Below are 15247 nucleotides of genomic sequence, written 5' to 3'. Positions count from 1 at the left end.
CAGATGCCTTAAATTAGAATGACATCTAATTAGACATTTAATTAATTAGAGGATGATGAAAAATGAACTTTCTTTTCTTGTTGAAAAATCCGAACATGCGGCGACTCGTCTCGGCCAATCTGCTCAGCGGAATCGGCGACTGGTTCAACAGCGTCGCGGTTCTCAGCCTGCTTTTGCAAATAACAGGCGAAGCGCTGGCAGTCGGAATTACGCTTGCCCTGCGGACGTTGCCGCACTTGCTGTTCGGGCCGCTGGGCGGATACTTGGCGGATCGTTTTTCCCGCAAATCAGTGATGATCGTTTGCGATCTCGCTCGCGGACTCATCGCGCTCTGTTTTTTGCTCGTAGCAAGTGATGCCGACGTATGGCTCGTGTATGCGGGCACTTTTTTGCTCGTCGCGTTTTCTTCGCTCTACAATCCGTCCCGCCTGGCTATTCTCCCCGACATCGTGGACAAAAGCGGGCTTGCTTCCGCCAACGCCCTCGATCAGAGCGTCTTCGGAGTTGTGATGGCGATCGGCTCGCTTGTCGGCGGATTTTTCGTCGCGCTCTGGGGGAGCGAAGTGGCTTTTTGGTTCAATTCGCTGTCGTTTTTCGTCTCCGCTCTCCTTTTGCAGCGGTTGACTGTCGCTACTACGACCGACGGCACGACTGCACCCGCCAAGCAGCGACAAGTGGAATCGCAGGCAACAGACAGCGCTTCCTACAAAAAAGCTTGGCAACAGATCAAAGCAACTCCAGTTGTGCTCGTGATTTTGTTGCTGACAGCGCTGTGGCCGATTGGCGGCGGCTTGATCAATGTGCTGATTTCCGTCTACGCCTATCAAGTATTCGCTGCGGGGCAATGGGGCATCGGGCTTTTGTACGGGGCAATCGGGGTAGGTTTCATCGCTGGCGGGATCGTAGCCCAGCAGTTCCAGCGGCATACGCGGGCGATCGCTTCGGTCAGCTTCGCTTTCGAAGGATTTTTCGTCCTGCTGACGAGCGTGTCGCCGTCGATTTTTGTCACAGCCGCCTGCTACGCTTGCTCGACTGTAGCAGGCGGAATGGGGAATGCCAGCCTGAACACCTTGCTGATGAAGTACGTCAAACCTGATTATTTGGGCCGGGTCTTCGCTCTGGAAGCCACGCTCTCAAACGTCCTGCTCGGCCTGTCCATGCTCGCTGGCGGCTGGATTTTGACTTTTGCCGATCCGCGGATTGTCGGTTTTGCCGCTGGGGCGTTCGTCACCACTTGCTCGATTTGTCTCGGCCTTCTGATCTGGCGAGCGGCACGAACGGCCGAGATGGCTGAAACGGCTGACGACCAGCCAGCGCCATCCCGCAGCATATAGCCGTGAACTGTCGTGCAAAAGAAAAAACCACGCTCGAAAACTGGCGGGCGTGGCATTGCGTTGGTTGATTTAAAAAGCGAGCGGGTTGAGCTGCAACGGCCGGGATACCGGCTTGGTGAAATCTCCGCTGGCAAGCGGTTTGCCCTCGACGAGAAGCTGCACCTGCTTGGCTCCGGTCGAATCGGTCAAGGAAAGCACAAGGGATTGCAGCGCCTCGGGACTGGCTTCCTTGCCATCGTCGTATTTGAGAATATCGCTGCTCAAATTGACGGTGACCAAGTCTTTTTCCTGCTTCACGTCCAGTACGCGGGTCGTTCTGAGCAGCGAGCTGAATAGCTGCGAGCCTTGCTTCGGCCCTTTGATCAGCTCTTCCACTGTCGCCTTGGCGATGTCGGCTGTCTCTGGAACGAGTCGCGTGACCGGAACGTAATACGTACGGGTGTCATTCAGTTGTCCCTGGAAGTACACGGTGACCGCTGACGTGTTGCCCGGCACGGCTCCGTCTGCCAGCTCCAGATTCACCCCATGATTGCGGTCCAGCTGCGTAATCGGCGTACTTGCTGTCGGCATCTCGGTCAACGGTGTTCCGTTCACCCAGATTTGCACCGTTTTGACATTGGGAAATTCCGTCAGCGCCCGCGTCACAGCGTCGAGAATTTTTTTCTCGTCCTTTTCCTCATACGCTTTGAACTCTTTGGAAAAGTCCACCGTCGCCACGCCGTCTTTGATTACGAGTCCTTTCACTTCTGTCCCGGTTGGCAGCACAGCCGTGAACCCTCCTTGCAGCAAGCTTTCCACAGGGCCGCCTTTGACCATGTAGTTCAAGACTTGCTTGGCAGGTCCCTCCGATTTGGGAATCGTCAAGGACACGGGCACGACATAACCGTTTGCATCGAGCAAATAAACGGTCTTCTCGTTTGTCTCTTGAACCGCCTGCTCGTTTCCTTGCACCGCGACATCCGGTGACACGGTGCCATTTGGCTGATTGGCCGACACCTGTGACTGTGGCGGTGCGTCGATACTGCTCGTTTCCTGTTCCGGGCCAAAAAGACCGCAGCCCGACAAAAGCACGGCGCTTACCCCCAGGACAGCCGTCATTTTGCCTATGTGTCGCATCTTCATTTCCCCAGCCTCCTCCAGACACTTTGTACTACCATGTATACGAGCAGGGCTTGGGTTTATGCGTTGAAAGTTTGTCTGGCAAAATGGACGGCCTTCCGCCGTTTTAAGGCTGCACGGATTTTTCCAGCGTGTGGTGAATGACGTCCACCTTGCTGCCCAGCCATTCCTCCGCAATCAGCCGGAAACGCTCTGTCTCGCCGCTTGTGACAAACAGATGCTGTACTTGTTCCAGCTTCTTGCCAGCTTCCGTGGAGACGATTTGCAGCGACAGCTCACGGGCGGTTTCCTCCGCTGAGTTGATCAGCCGGACGCCATCTCCCATGACTTCCTGGATCACGGGCGCAAGCAACGGATAGTGCGTACAGCCGAGAATCAACGTATCCAGATTCTCGCCCTGCAACGACGCCAGTGATTCTTTGACGACTTGGCGTGCTTCTTCCGAGCTTGCCTGATGGCTTTCCACCAATGGCACAAACGCAGGACAAGCCTTTCCCACCACGTATAAATCCGGCTCCGCCCGCAGCAGAGCGCGCTCATACGCCTTCGTGCGAATCGTCGTCTCCGTACCGATCACTCCGACCCGTCCATTTTTCGTCACTGAAACGGCAGCACGCGCTCCCGGCTCAATCACCCCGATTACCGGCAGCGGCAAATAAGAGATCGCTTCTTCCAAAACGACAGCAGTTGCTGTATTGCAAGCAATCACCAGCGCTTTAAGCGGTGTGGTCATTACATAATCAATCATTTGAAAACTGTATGTCCGAATCTCTTCCGGGGACTTGGAGCCGTACGGGCACCGCGCGTTGTCTCCTACGTATATGATCCTTTCTTCGGGCAGTTGACGCATGATCTCTTTGGCTACAGTCAACCCTCCCACTCCTGAATCAATGACAGCAATCGCTCCATCTCTACTCATGCAAATGTGTCTCCCCTGTTGAAATGAATATAGTACAGCATACCACTCAAACATTTGTGCTACTACCATATGCTGAGTTTAATTTTCTTGTACTCCGCGAATGTCGCACCTTCTCTGGGCTGCGTTCATAATCTGTGGGAGAGATGCGCCCATGTGAGGAGGAATGTTTGTGGAGGAGCAAGCCAAGCAACTGCTGGATTGGAGTCAGTGGGGCCGTCAGTGGATCGACCATCTGCGAAAACAAAAACCAATAAACCGCGAGCTGGAACGGCATCTGCACAAATTCGAAGAGTCTTTTACGAAAATAGGAAGACAGGCTTCGCGCCTGGATAAGTTGGCTGCCGAGGAGACATTGCCGACGTTAATTGCGCGGGCCGAACAAGTTCAGGAGCAATTCCACCACTTTTTGCGACTGGCGCAACTGACCGAAGAGGAGCAGCAAGACGACGCCACCGCCGTCGTTCCCGTTCAAGAAGATTTCCCCGAAACTCAGTTGGTCCACACAGCAACTCTCGCAGAGGTCGATCCTGTCGGCGCCCCCACGCCCGTGTCGTATCCAACAGCCCGGGAACCTGTTCGCGCAACCCGCCCTGTCGCTGCCGGACGCCACACTCTGCCCCCGCTGCCATACGCGCACAACGCTCTTGAGCCATACATTGACGAACATACGATGCGCATTCACCACGAAAAGCTGCATCAAAAATATGTCGACGACCTGAACACGGCGGAGAAAAAACTGGTCGAAGCCCGGCAAAGCGGCAACTACGATCTGGTTCGCCACTGGGAACGCGAGCTTGCCTTCAATGGGGCTGGCCATTATTTGCATACCATTTTCTGGCCGTCCATGAGTCCAGAGGGCGGTGGTGCTCCTACGGGAGAGCTGGCCGAAGCGATCCAGCGGTATTTCGGGTCTTTTGGCGCATTCCAGCAGCAATTTTCCCAGGCCGCTGTCAAAGTGGAAGGCCCTGGCTGGGCGATCCTCGTCTGGTCTCCCCGGGCGCACCACCTGGAAATACTGACGGCGGAAAAACACCAAAATCTCGCCCAATGGGATGCGATTCCGCTCCTCGTTCTGGACGTCTGGGAACACGCGTACTTCCTGTCTTATCAAAACCAGCGCGACAAATACGTGGAAAACTGGTGGAACATCGTCCATTGGCCCTATGTCCAGGAGCGTTTTCAGCAAGCGCGCAAGCTGCGCTGGGAGCCGTTTTGAGCCATTTTCCCCGCAAAAAAACCCCCTGTTCTCCCAAGACGTCGGGATGAAAGGGGGTATAAGGCTTCTGGGTCCTGTTTCCTGTTCGTTACGGATTGTAAATGACGAACTCGATCTTTTTCACCTTGACCGGATTTGTGAGCGGCTTGGCGTTTTCATCGGTTTTTTGGGCGGCAATCTTGTCTACGACTTCCATCCCCTCAAACACTTGACCAAAAACGGTATGGCGGTTGTCCAGGTACGCCCGCCCGCCAATTTCCTTGTACTTGGCTTCTGCATTCAGCGGGAGCGCGGACAGATCGAGGTACTCCTGATCTACATTCGGACTTTGGACGATATAAAAATGCGTGCTGTTCGTGTTCGGTCCTGCGTTGCCCATGGACAGCGCCCCGCGGAAGTTGAACAAGTCGCGGTTGAACTCATCTGCAAAATCTTTGCCGTAAATGCTCGGCAGCTCCTTGCCATCCGGGCCAGTAAGCTCTCCCGCCTGAATCATGAAGTCGTTTATGACGCGGTGGAAAATCATGTTGTTGTAGACGCCTTTTTTGGCAAGCCCCTTGAAGTTCTCGACCGCTTTCGGAGCTTTGTCCGGGAACAGCCTCAGCTTGATCACTCCCGCATCGGTAGTCATGACGACGATTTCTTCCCCTTTGCGCGGCTTTTCAAGCTGAAACAGCTTCACGTTGGAGACGTCGATGCCTGTATCCTGCCACACCATGCCCCACGCCTGCCAGACGGCCCCGTCTTTGTTGCCGCGTTTGACGAGGCCGATCAAATCTGTTTTTTCGATTGCCTTATTGTCCGCTGTGTACCCGATATATTTAAATTTCACAATGGAACGATAGCTGTTGTAAGCGTCCTCTTTTTCCACGGTGTACAGCTTTTGCGGCACCGCTTCCACCACTTCAATCTTCTGGAACTGGGCCAACGTTTTTACATACTCCTGCATCGCATAGTAATACAGGGAGTCTTTTGCCAACAGCTTGTCCAGCTCGGCCGGATTGGTGCGATGCTTCACCAAAGCCTGGGCGAAATCCGCCACTTCCTGCTTGTCTCCACCATGCGGGCGAAATTGGTGTGTCTGGACTTCTGTTCGATAATTATGAGTGGTGCTCGCAGCTGCTTGTTGGACAGCAACCGGACTGAACAGTGGGATAGCCATACTTGCGACTACCAGGAAGGAAACAAGCTTTTTCAATAGATTCGCCCCCTAAATGTGCTTTTGAAAATATTTCCATGAAGGTAGTATAGCGTAAAGCTTGTCTGGAAGGTAGTTGTTTTTGGAATATTTCCACTTTTCATCCGCCACTCTTGCTCTCGCCGGGAGCAAGTTTTTCTGGCTGAAGCATTTGACTGCTCCTTTTGAAAGGTTCATATTTTTATTCGGACAAGTGAAAGATTGCCAAGCCTTTATTCGTCTTTACAGGGACAAGGAGGTGAAACCCTTTTGAATCAAGATACTGGCTCGCGAATCGAGCAATGGTTTCATTTATACAGCCAAGATGTCTATCGGTTTCTCGTCTATTACACCGGGCGAAAAGATATCGACGATCTGGTTCAAGAGACCTTTATTCGTGCCCTGAGAGCAGCACAGCAAACAGAGATCGAGAATCCAAAAACGTGGCTGTTTGCCATTGCGCGAAACGTAGCCATTGATGAAAAGCGCCGAGCCAAGCTGATCAACTGGCTGCCGGATGTGTTTTTGCAGCATCTCGTTTCGCGCGATAAAACACCCGAGGAGTCACTGGAGTTAAGCGAAAACAAGCGCATGCTGTACGAGCTGATCAATCAGTTGAAGCGTTCGTATCGGGACGTTTTGATCCTGCGCGGAATCAAGGGATTATCGAGCAAGGAGACGGCGGAGGTTTTGGGCTGGACGGAAGCCAAGGTCAATCTCACGTTACACAGAGCGATGAAGGCGATTCAAAACAAAATGCATGTTTCGATTGCGGAGGTGATGCACGATGCCATCACAAGATGAGCAGATCATCCTGGAGGAATTGAACCAATTCCCGAAGCAAAGCCTTTCCCGGGAACGCAGCCAGGCGATCTTGGAAGGTGTACGAAAAGAAGGAGGCAAACTGCAAAAAGTGAACAAACGAAAAGCGTATTACGGCTGGATGGCCAATGGACTGATCACCTGCGGCTTGTTGCTCGGCTTTTTCTGGCTGAAACCATTTGCTGTTCCGGCAGAAACAACGAGTCAGGCAGCTTTGACTCCTGAGGAGCAAACGTATTTTGCCGCTGCCCAAAAAGCCGTACAAGCAGCGAGCGGCATTCAGAAAACCTTTCCTTTTGACGAGATCGAAAAAGACGCGGAATACACGATTGTCCGGGCAAAAGATTACCAAGCCATCGTAACGTTCCAGCCTGGCACGACAGAAGTTCGCAGTGTTGCCGCTGAATTTGCCACAAACGAACTGATCCTGCCCTATCAAAAATATGTAGAAACGGCGCAGAACGCCTTCAAGGAGGCTTCCCAGCAGGTTGCCTTCCAGAAAAGCTGGTTTTTTAAAGGCATGGGCGAACACTATTTTTCCTTCGAGCTTGCGGGCAATCAGCACGTCCAAGTCGATTTTGCCACAAACAAAGTCGCTGGTTTCGCATTGAATTACAACCCAAAAGACGTGGATCAAAAGGCAATCTCCATCGCGCAAACAGCCTTGACGCGCCTCTCCCACGAAAAACAGTTTGCCTTTACCGAAGCCAAAAAAAGGAAAGAGACGGGCGAAGCTACTTGGCAGCTCGACAACAAACAAGCGAACTATGCGGTGACAGTCGGAGCAACGACAGGTCAAGTGTACAAGGTGGACTATGTAACAGATATGTACAAAATCAAAGCGCTGGATGAAGTCATTCCTGTTACCAAGCCGCTCATTCAAGACATTTTTGGCATGGACATCAGCCGATATACAGCGCACGGCGGCAAAGATTGGGGCGGCTATGTGCTGAGAAGCCCAGGGAAACCAAGCTTTTCCATCCACCTTTACAATTTGGACGTCGGCAATATTTACAGCATCCGCATGGAAAAATAACAAAGAAAGCTGCCGACTTGACTCGGGTCATGGTCAGCAGCTTTTTCGCATTTTACTTGCACGTATTTTTTCTGTTCGGATTTAAAATGAGCGCCTCATCGCCCAGTTCAAACAATTTGTCCAACAAGGCATCCATGCCGTGCTCCAGCTTGTAGTCCATCTCTTCTTTATACAGTGGAAGCAAGAAGTAGGCGTGAATCTGCGTTCCGTCCTTGGCAGAAATGACGCTGAGTTCCTCGGAGAGCTGGAACATAATGACGCCATTCAGTCCTGTCCCATCCGCATACGGCTCGTATTCCGCATAATTCGGAATCGTATGTCCGTAACCGAGCCACGTATTGTACTGGTGCGGAAAACGCGCCATCTGCTTCATCAGCCGGATCGGCCAGTACAGATTTTCATCCTTCAGCGACTCTTCCGTCAGCTCCCAGGAGGCTGGCAAAAATATCATCACTTCCGCCCGATCGATCACTTCCTCCATCTGCTCCTGCACTTCATCCGGAATCGTCATCGGCAAATCGCTCATCCCGTTTGTGTACAGCACCCAGAATGGCTCTTCTTCTGTCGGGCTCATGACATTGACATCAATATGGATGGTATCGGAAATGATCTCATGGAAAACGCTGCTCTCTCTCCCGGCAAAAACCGTTTGAAAGTGGTTCACGACATCGTCTACATATTTCATCGGAGCCGGCGGTTCAAAGCCAGCTTGCTGGTTGTAGGTATAAATCGCAGTGCCGTCCTTTGCTTTTTCGTCAGTTTCCACGCCGCCAAACAATTTCTTGAAAAAGTTCATGGTGGTGCCTCGCTTTCTTGGACTTTGGATTTTTTATCCTTTTATTACATCGGTTGTTTTGGATGGGGGATAGAGGTTAAAATTTGAATCGCTCTCATTCAGGACATGCTATTAGCCTATTTTTACTGATGTTTTCTCTTGTATATGAATTTCAAACTTTTCATTTGGAATAGGAAAGCTCTCGGTTGTATGCAGGATGTATATATTTGCGTCGTTTGTTGGCTCAAGCTTAATAAAGCGGGGCACTTCACCCCAAGATATTCCTTGAATCTTGGTTAACGATAGGTCTACAGCGATTCTAAGTTCCTCCCGTGTATTCGCATTTTTTAAATACAAGCGAGCTGAGCCATTTTGCTGAAACAAATTAATAAGTTCTAAACAGTACATATAGCGCTGATCTGAGGTTTGCTGGATGGAATCCGTCTCTAGTTTCTCTGTTAACCATCCGCTCGTCTCTACGTTTTTATACAAATGTGGAGTCAGTACAAGCATGGCAGTCATGATCATGAAAACCCCAATGACCTCCCACCACCTAGCTGGACTCCACTTTTTCAATAATAGAAAACTAGAAACGACTATCAATAAAATGGAGGGTATACCTAGATACACAAGTATTACTGTGGAAATTAAGTCTATACCCCGTTGAAAATTTGCAGTCGAACCCAGTACAAACCAGATAACACCTGATAAATTAACGAGTATAGTGATGACCCACATTACTTTCAACCACAGTCGCACTGGGTGTTCCCCCTCTTGTTTTTAATGGAATCTGGTAGTATCGCCTCATGGTTTGAATTAGTAACCCTAGTATGGAGCTCTTCTGAATTTACACTGGAAGTAGGTTCATTATTATAATTTGGGGTAAAGATGTTGTTTTGTTCTTCGCAAGCTGTGCAGATAACTAGGGCTACAAGGAGTATGATAACAGATGTAATCACTCTCATTTATTTTAGTCCTTCCTCTAAAAATCACTTAGTGACTTCCCTGATCGTTGATATCGAAGCGAGCGATCCAGTGCCTTGCCAGAAACTTTTTCGTCCCAAACGATCTGTTTAGAAATTCGATATGCGGCAGTAGCTGCCTTGCGTAGTATCTAGGTTAATCACAGTCTTTTTTACCCATTCGTACAGGTACACACTATAGCTTTTTGGCACCGAATTTTGTTCAAATAAGTGCGATAAGCAACTGATGATGCTACCCCTAAACATTGTGACACTCTGTGCTGAGCCACATTCTATTTCTCAATGGTATGCTCATACAATGGGAAACAAAAAAGATGACCTCTATAATTAAGTAAGAAGCCATCTCTTTAAACAATATAAACTGAGCATAATTTACACGAAATTACTGAAATACCTTCGTGAACTACTTATGAGTAGATGTACAAATCAAAGTCAAATTCTGCTTTTATTTCATGCGCAAATGCTATTATATCACTATCTAAATATATAGCAGGTGTTTGATTTTCCTCAATTTTAATAACGATACAAAATTTGATTTCGAGGTTGTTCTCTACCTGCAACTCTTTAAGATCATTTTTTTTGGGCCTTATTTTTTCAATAACATCTCTAAGTTGAATATTAACATCAAGAGACTCTTGATATCCCGTATTAATTGACCAGCAAGTCTCCTTTCTCACAGCTTTTCTATGCTTTGCTTGCTCGCCTTTATAATAGATTTCATTTGGTTTAATTTCCAATCTCTCTGCAATAAAGTCTGGGTTAAACTGGTCTCCAGTTAGAGTAAACTCTACCATTACGCTAGTCTTATTCATTCTTCCCCTCCCTAATTATCAATAAATTCCTCAGTAGGTATACCATTGCCTAACCCTCTCTTTTCAAAAAAATACTTTGACCAGTTTAAGTGTTGCTAATCCAAAAATCTTCTAAAGTCTTTATTGTCCAAGACTTAGTAGTCTGCGAGTGCTTCCAGTGCAGGCTTGTAGTTCTCAATACTCGTAACGGTATTAATGGCTTTTTCATAACTGGCAGGATCAGTAAAAGTGCCCCATCCTTCCTTAAACGTTATATTTCCCGTAGGGTCAATGAACATAATTGGATTATTCTCCACATACGTCTACCGATTCAAACTAAGCGAATTATCCACTTGCCCTTTATACGTATCCTCCATGATAAAGCGGAAGATGGAAAGAGAAACGTGACAACAGTTCTGCTGCAACCATCTTTACGGTGAAAAGAGGCCCACATTTGCTTTCTGCCTGACTAAGCAGTTCTTCCAGCAGCTTTAAGCGCTCTTTGATTTGCGCTTGCTCTGCTGTAAAATCTCGTAACAGCGCCACATAATGCTGATCTGTAATTCGCCCCAATGCATTGCTTGCGCTGAATCGTTTGCAGTTCGCTCTCCCGCTTGGTCAGCTTGTCCCGTTCCTTGAGAGCTGCCCCCCATTCTTTCTCTTGTTGCTTCTGGCTTACGTCGACCAGCATCTCCACAAAAGAGCTTTTCCTCGGCTGTCCGCGCATGGCGCTGAATGTCCGCCAATAGCATTTCATAAATATCTACATAGCTGATGTAATGGAAGATACAATATTACGAGTAGGCGTCCTTCATGGCAGCTAAAAATGCTTTGAATTGTTCGACATACGACGAAGGCTCCATGATCCTCACGTCCGTACCAAAACCGGCTAAAAAGCGAAAACCGTCCTCGTTTTGAGGAATGCTGATCGAGGCAATCAGGTATTCCGGATCAGAGGCATCCATGCATTTTCGTCCATAGCGCTCAATGAATTGTTCCTTCACGCGGGGAGAGATCCGTGCTTTAATCGCAACAAGCGGGCTTTGATAATCAAGTTCCGTTATGTGGTCCTCGCTATCGTCTCTAGGCACAAATCGGGCCTCTTCCATCCTGAACCGGTCTGTCCTGGACAGCTTGAAGGTTCGAAAAGTCTGGCGCTCCAAACAGAACCCTCTGAGATACCAGCTTCTTTCACTAAAATGAAGGCGATGCGGTTCCACCCTTCGGTGCGTGGCAATCCCCTTGCGATCCAGATAGTCGAAGGCAACCAGCCTGTTTTGTACAATGGCTTGCTGGCATTCGTTCAAGATGGGGAGGAGATCCGAGCGTCCTTCCCAATCGTAAAAGGAGAGTTGAATCATGCTATTGCGAGATGCGGTGCCGACCATGGACGCGATCTTTTGAATAGTGGCTTCCACTTCTTTGCTCACCATCAACTGCCCCAGCCCGTTCAGCGCCGTCAACACATTTTCCAGATCCGTTTGATTCAAAAGACGCTTGTCCAATTTGTACGTATTCATTATCGCATAGCCGCCATGAACCCCGTGAACCGCATAGATCGGAATGTTGGAAAGTCCCAGCGTTTCCATGTCGCGCAGAATGGTTCTTTTGCTGACGCCAAACAGGCTGGCGAAGGCTCCCGCCGACATGACCTCTTTTTGCAACAAAATCATCACAATCGAAATCAGCCGCTCCACTTTGTTCATTTAAAGCCTCCCGTTTGCCTTGCGCTCAACAATGAAATTTCTTTTTAACGCAATACGAATAAGCGACACATAAGATGTCACCTATTATAGCTTAATATGTAGCTAGAACAAGGAGGAGGTATTCATTTTATGGCGGCAGTTGTGTATATGAATTTCGATGGGGTTGCAGAGCAAGCCATTGCGTTTTATGCAGAGGCTTTGAGCGCAAGTGAAGTGAAAGCAGTGAAGTTCAAGGATATTCCTCAAGACCCGAACTACCCGTTGCCGGAAAATGAGTTGAACATGATTATGGAGTCGTCTATAGCCTTCGAAGGTGGAAAAATCATGATGTCGGATGTCCTGCCTTCGATGAAGAAGGTAACGGGGGAAGTCGTTCAAGGCAATAACATGCTGATTACGCTCGTCATGAACGACAAATCAAAACTGCAGGAATACTTCACCGCTTTGTCCGTTGGCGGCCATGTGATCATACCGTTAGGCAATATGCCTTGGTCATCGTGTTTCGGGATGCTGGTTGACAAATTCGGGGTAGCCTGGAAGTTCAACAGCGACGCGGATATTTTCCTGGACAGGGTAATTGCAGACAAGCGGTAAAATCATTCAAAAAAATGGTCTTGCTACCGAAGAGAAGACCATTTTTTATTTTCCCGCTAAGAACGGGAATCGTTTGTTTGTTCACCTTCTCCATCAATTTACAATAAATTTTTAGTTTTATATTGCTTCCCCAGAGGAATTACATCCCCTAGGTTCGTTACTCTTGTACAATGCAGCAATCATGTCTGGATTTACGAAGTCTTTTAATCCCCACCACATATACTCTAGCTTGTTGCCATTCATGACTTTGTTTACGCCGAACCGTGCACAGATCTCATAATACTGCTCTTTTCCGAGTTGACCATCACGTTCTAGCAGTTGTTTTCCCATCCAGATCATCCCGCTACGTTGAATCGTTTTCACTCGTAAATTGTCCAAACCAAAGTATTCTTCTAATGCATGTAATCTCTCATAAATCAGATGAGGACTGACTTGTTTCCTATGAACATTTCTTGTCTTGGCTGGCCTGATTACATAGCCTGTTTCAATTAATTCACTTGTTTCTTTGAGATGATCTCAATGGTGACGCCTGCAAGGCGCATTTCAATTGCTTTCATTTTAATTTCTATGGGATAACTAACTCTAGTTGCCAACACAAAAACACCTCCAAGGTTGTCCCCCTACTTACGACATGGGCGTGTTCTCTTGAAGGTGTTTTGATTTGTCTCACGTTACGGGGTCAGTCCCAGTAGTTGGTTACTCGTTTGGGGTGTTACGCTTTTTGCGTAGATTAGTCTCTATTCCCCTTGTACGTATATTTCTCTGGATTTCTTACATAGTCGCTAGTTAATACACAATTATTTGTTTCAAATGACACTGTCACTTTTCCAGTTGCGTTAATACCTAATTGAGAATAACCTCTTGGCCAGTCTAATACTCCCCCTAGATGATATTGATACTCTTCAAAACCTAGAGGCTTCCCCCAGCTTTTTGTTAACGTTAAATATTTCTCATTTTTGATTTTAATGAAATCATCTTCATTTGTTTGGTATAACGAAACCTCTATTAGACCCGATGTCACTCCTTCAAAGCTGATAGTCGCAATTCCTGATACATAGTAATCTTTTGTCTGTTGTGTTTCTATAAATGAAAGACCCCATACTTCGATTGCTATTGATTCGGGTAATTCTCTATGACCGTGGAAAAATAATGTCGCTTCTGTAAAATCTACTTGATCAAATAGCTTACCAGTAACATCAAGGACGTTTCTAATTTTACTCACCCATTTCTTAGTCAAAATGTAATTTATACAGTGTAATCTGTTTTAATGTATCTGATTTGATTGGTTGACCATTAGTTTGAAAACTAGTTCATAAACCTTCAACTGGTTTACCTTTATATAACAATCCAAAACCCGCACTACTAAGTTCTTGCTCTGATGCGTTAAATACATTCTTAAAATACTTGTTATTATAGGTACCCACAATAGTAAATGTGCCCCCTTCTTTTAAGATTCTGAATGCATCAGATGTTAACGGGTTATATTCAAAAGGGCTAACAGACACAATTGCATCAAAAGAAGCGTTCTCAAAAGGTAATTTATTTGCATCTGCAATAACGTTTACTCCTTTGCCTGCTTTTATGTCCACATTAATTGCTTCAATAATTGGGTTATTACCTAATTCTAAATTCATTAGTTTATCTGAAAGCCCTATCTCGTTGAGCGATGGTTACTGATAGTTGAATATCTCCATTCTGTCTTAAAAGGTTTTCACTGTACCGCTTTTTTTGTCTCAGGTGTAAAGCCGAGTCTTGAATTCAGTTCTCCATGATGCATAAAACAGCAGAGATGACTTCTGGTATAGAGGCGTACCGCCCGATTCATTCGACACTGGGTGTGGGTAAAAAGATGACCTTGAGGATTGCTGCCCCCAAGGTCTTTGTAATCAGTTATTCTGTTTTTAGCTTTGCTATTGCTTCATCAAGTGTTTCGTATTGAATATTATCATACTCCCAATTTAAATGACGATTAATGGCCTTTGCCACTTCATCCCAGTGACATTTTAGTTACTACCTAGATTTGCTACTCCTTTCATTACCAGTGGATATTAAAAAAGAGGACCCCTGATGAATTCAAGAGTCATCTCATAGCTGCTTAAATTTTCAACAAGCTTATTTAAAATCCTATTTATTTCTTGGGTAACAATTCATGTTGCTCGAATGAAGTTTTGAAGTATCTAGTACAGAATATTAAATATCATTTTTCCATATTTCAAAGAGATTAAACAAGAGATTAGAATCTTTACTACCTCTCATAGATTTAAGCAATTGGTTATAAACAATTGCCCTTGGATCCATTTCCATGCTTTTGAAACCCACCAATACAGGACGATTTACATAAGCGAGAGATTTAGGCTTTCCTATAAAACCCCATTTTAATTGTTTGAAATTTTTGGTAAACACTTCAGCAAAATAGATAGCAATATCCATTGCAATTGCTAACGTTTCGGTACTAGGCTTTTCTTTACCCGCTTCAATTGTTTCTCTTAACCATTCAGGAGCATTTTTTACTTCAGTTTCAATTTCTTCACTTGTTTTTATTGTTGTTTTAATTAATGGAATAAACCAAGCCCATATTAGCTTTAATGACTCTGGTGAAAAATCCAATTCTTCTTTTTTTCCCCCATTAGTATCATAATAACTCGCCAATTGGTTTATTCGATTAGAAATTTCACTAATATACCAATCAAAGTGCTGTTGAGCTTCTTTTTTATTCATTTCTTGAAAAGATTTCATTATAAAATGTGGTTCCATTAAAGAATATTTCATTATTAA

The 15247-nt window shown here is 46.7% G+C and carries 16 protein-coding genes; 5 read left to right on the top strand and 11 right to left on the bottom strand.

Features of this window, described 5'->3' with window-relative positions; all coding sequences use genetic code 11:
• Positions 1 to 62 precede the first annotated feature (62 nt).
• Positions 63 to 1334: an MFS transporter gene (locus M2298_RS03115; RefSeq protein ID WP_217022409.1), complete on the top strand. Its 1272-nt coding sequence runs from the start codon at positions 63 to 65 to the stop codon at positions 1332 to 1334.
• Between the two features lie 69 nt (positions 1335 to 1403).
• On the opposite strand, the gene M2298_RS03110 is transcribed toward M2298_RS03115, so the two are convergent.
• Together M2298_RS03110 and racE are read right to left on the bottom strand one after the other, a co-directional pair.
• The gene (locus tag M2298_RS03110; protein ID WP_173598630.1) at positions 1404 to 2456 is read right to left on the bottom strand and encodes a GerMN domain-containing protein; all 1053 of its coding nucleotides are present in this window, start codon (positions 2454 to 2456) and stop codon (positions 1404 to 1406) included.
• A gap of 103 nt (positions 2457 to 2559) precedes the next feature.
• Positions 2560 to 3372 carry a glutamate racemase gene (gene racE, locus M2298_RS03105; RefSeq protein ID WP_063231179.1) on the bottom strand — a complete coding sequence of 271 codons (813 nt, stop codon included), beginning with the start codon at positions 3370 to 3372 and terminating at the stop codon, positions 2560 to 2562.
• Positions 3373 to 3541: 169 nt separating this feature from the next.
• Here racE and M2298_RS03100 point away from each other — a divergent pair, with 169 nt between their 5' ends.
• Positions 3542 to 4588, top strand: a complete 1047-nt coding sequence (locus tag M2298_RS03100; protein WP_280648214.1) for a superoxide dismutase — start codon at positions 3542 to 3544, stop codon at positions 4586 to 4588.
• A gap of 88 nt (positions 4589 to 4676) precedes the next feature.
• Here the strand turns inward: M2298_RS03100 and M2298_RS03095 are convergent, their stop codons facing one another.
• On the bottom strand, positions 4677 to 5786 hold the full coding sequence (locus M2298_RS03095) for a peptidylprolyl isomerase (RefSeq protein WP_173597491.1): 1110 nt from the start codon (positions 5784 to 5786) through the stop codon (positions 4677 to 4679).
• A gap of 249 nt (positions 5787 to 6035) precedes the next feature.
• Here M2298_RS03095 and M2298_RS03090 point away from each other — a divergent pair, with 249 nt between their 5' ends.
• Complete coding sequence (locus tag M2298_RS03090; protein ID WP_122964273.1) at positions 6036 to 6569, top strand: RNA polymerase sigma factor; 534 nt, start codon at positions 6036 to 6038, stop codon at positions 6567 to 6569.
• Entirely contained in the window at positions 6553 to 7623 is a 1071-nt protein-coding gene (locus M2298_RS03085) for a hypothetical protein (protein ID WP_173598632.1), read from the top strand. The genes M2298_RS03090 and M2298_RS03085 overlap by 17 nt, the downstream gene beginning before the upstream one ends.
• Positions 7624 to 7675: 52 nt before the next feature.
• On the opposite strand, the gene M2298_RS03080 is transcribed toward M2298_RS03085, so the two are convergent.
• The 4 genes from M2298_RS03080 to M2298_RS03065 all read right to left on the bottom strand — a co-directional run bounded on the left by M2298_RS03080 (position 7676) and on the right by M2298_RS03065 (position 11878).
• On the bottom strand, positions 7676 to 8419 hold the full coding sequence (locus tag M2298_RS03080; protein WP_122964275.1) for a suppressor of fused domain protein: 744 nt from the start codon (positions 8417 to 8419) through the stop codon (positions 7676 to 7678).
• A 111-nt stretch (positions 8420 to 8530) separates the two neighbouring features.
• Positions 8531 to 9157: a hypothetical protein gene (locus M2298_RS03075; protein WP_173598633.1), complete on the bottom strand. Its 627-nt coding sequence runs from the start codon at positions 9155 to 9157 to the stop codon at positions 8531 to 8533.
• Between the two features lie 631 nt (positions 9158 to 9788).
• Positions 9789 to 10193 (bottom strand): DUF4279 domain-containing protein, encoded by a 405-nt coding sequence (locus M2298_RS03070; RefSeq protein ID WP_122964284.1) that lies wholly within the window; start codon positions 10191 to 10193, stop codon positions 9789 to 9791.
• Positions 10194 to 10966: 773 nt separating this feature from the next.
• Positions 10967 to 11878, bottom strand: a complete 912-nt coding sequence (locus tag M2298_RS03065) for a helix-turn-helix transcriptional regulator (RefSeq protein WP_122964287.1) — start codon at positions 11876 to 11878, stop codon at positions 10967 to 10969.
• A gap of 129 nt (positions 11879 to 12007) precedes the next feature.
• On the opposite strand from M2298_RS03065, the gene M2298_RS03060 reads away from it, so the two are divergent.
• The gene (locus tag M2298_RS03060) at positions 12008 to 12472 is read left to right on the top strand and encodes a VOC family protein (protein WP_122964288.1); all 465 of its coding nucleotides are present in this window, start codon (positions 12008 to 12010) and stop codon (positions 12470 to 12472) included.
• A 117-nt stretch (positions 12473 to 12589) separates the two neighbouring features.
• On the opposite strand, the gene M2298_RS28225 is transcribed toward M2298_RS03060, so the two are convergent.
• The 4 genes from M2298_RS28225 to M2298_RS03040 form a co-directional block, all read right to left on the bottom strand.
• A complete protein-coding gene (locus tag M2298_RS28225; protein WP_371736957.1) occupies positions 12590 to 12961 on the bottom strand; it encodes a hypothetical protein in 372 nt (123 codons plus the stop codon).
• A gap of 241 nt (positions 12962 to 13202) precedes the next feature.
• Positions 13203 to 13709, bottom strand: coding sequence for a hypothetical protein (locus M2298_RS03050; RefSeq protein ID WP_280648213.1), 507 nt, complete (start codon positions 13707 to 13709; stop codon positions 13203 to 13205).
• A 73-nt stretch (positions 13710 to 13782) separates the two neighbouring features.
• Entirely contained in the window at positions 13783 to 14106 is a 324-nt protein-coding gene (locus M2298_RS03045) for a methyltransferase domain-containing protein (protein WP_173597496.1), read from the bottom strand.
• 556 nt (positions 14107 to 14662) lie between these two features.
• Positions 14663 to 15241 carry a hypothetical protein gene (locus M2298_RS03040; RefSeq protein WP_173597497.1) on the bottom strand — a complete coding sequence of 193 codons (579 nt, stop codon included), beginning with the start codon at positions 15239 to 15241 and terminating at the stop codon, positions 14663 to 14665.
• Positions 15242 to 15247: the final 6 nt, after the last annotated feature.

Origin of the sequence: Brevibacillus sp. 1238 (assembly GCF_029892995.1) — a bacterium.
In the GTDB taxonomy this organism is placed as follows: Bacteria; Bacillota; Bacilli; order Brevibacillales; family Brevibacillaceae; genus Brevibacillus; species Brevibacillus parabrevis.
The sequence above is the reverse complement of the archived record's forward strand: the minus strand, read 5'-3'. Positions and strand labels throughout refer to the sequence as shown.

Excerpts from the sequence above, each read along its gene's own strand:
- M2298_RS03115 (WP_217022409.1), top strand. The coding sequence starts at position 63 with ATGAACTTTCTTTTCTTGTTGAAAAATCCGAACATGCGGCGACTCGTC.
- M2298_RS03110 (WP_173598630.1), bottom strand. The coding sequence starts at position 2,456 with ATGAAGATGCGACACATAGGCAAAATGACGGCTGTCCTGGGGGTAAGC.
- racE (WP_063231179.1), bottom strand. The coding sequence starts at position 3,372 with ATGAGTAGAGATGGAGCGATTGCTGTCATTGATTCAGGAGTGGGAGGG.
- M2298_RS03085 (WP_173598632.1), top strand. The coding sequence starts at position 6,553 with ATGCCATCACAAGATGAGCAGATCATCCTGGAGGAATTGAACCAATTC.
- M2298_RS03080 (WP_122964275.1), bottom strand. The coding sequence starts at position 8,419 with ATGAACTTTTTCAAGAAATTGTTTGGCGGCGTGGAAACTGACGAAAAA.
- M2298_RS03070 (WP_122964284.1), bottom strand. The coding sequence starts at position 10,193 with ATGAATAAGACTAGCGTAATGGTAGAGTTTACTCTAACTGGAGACCAG.
- M2298_RS03065 (WP_122964287.1), bottom strand. The coding sequence starts at position 11,878 with ATGAACAAAGTGGAGCGGCTGATTTCGATTGTGATGATTTTGTTGCAA.
- M2298_RS03060 (WP_122964288.1), top strand. The coding sequence starts at position 12,008 with ATGGCGGCAGTTGTGTATATGAATTTCGATGGGGTTGCAGAGCAAGCC.
- M2298_RS03045 (WP_173597496.1), bottom strand. The coding sequence starts at position 14,106 with ATGAATTTAGAATTAGGTAATAACCCAATTATTGAAGCAATTAATGTG.
- M2298_RS03040 (WP_173597497.1), bottom strand. The coding sequence starts at position 15,241 with ATGAAATATTCTTTAATGGAACCACATTTTATAATGAAATCTTTTCAA.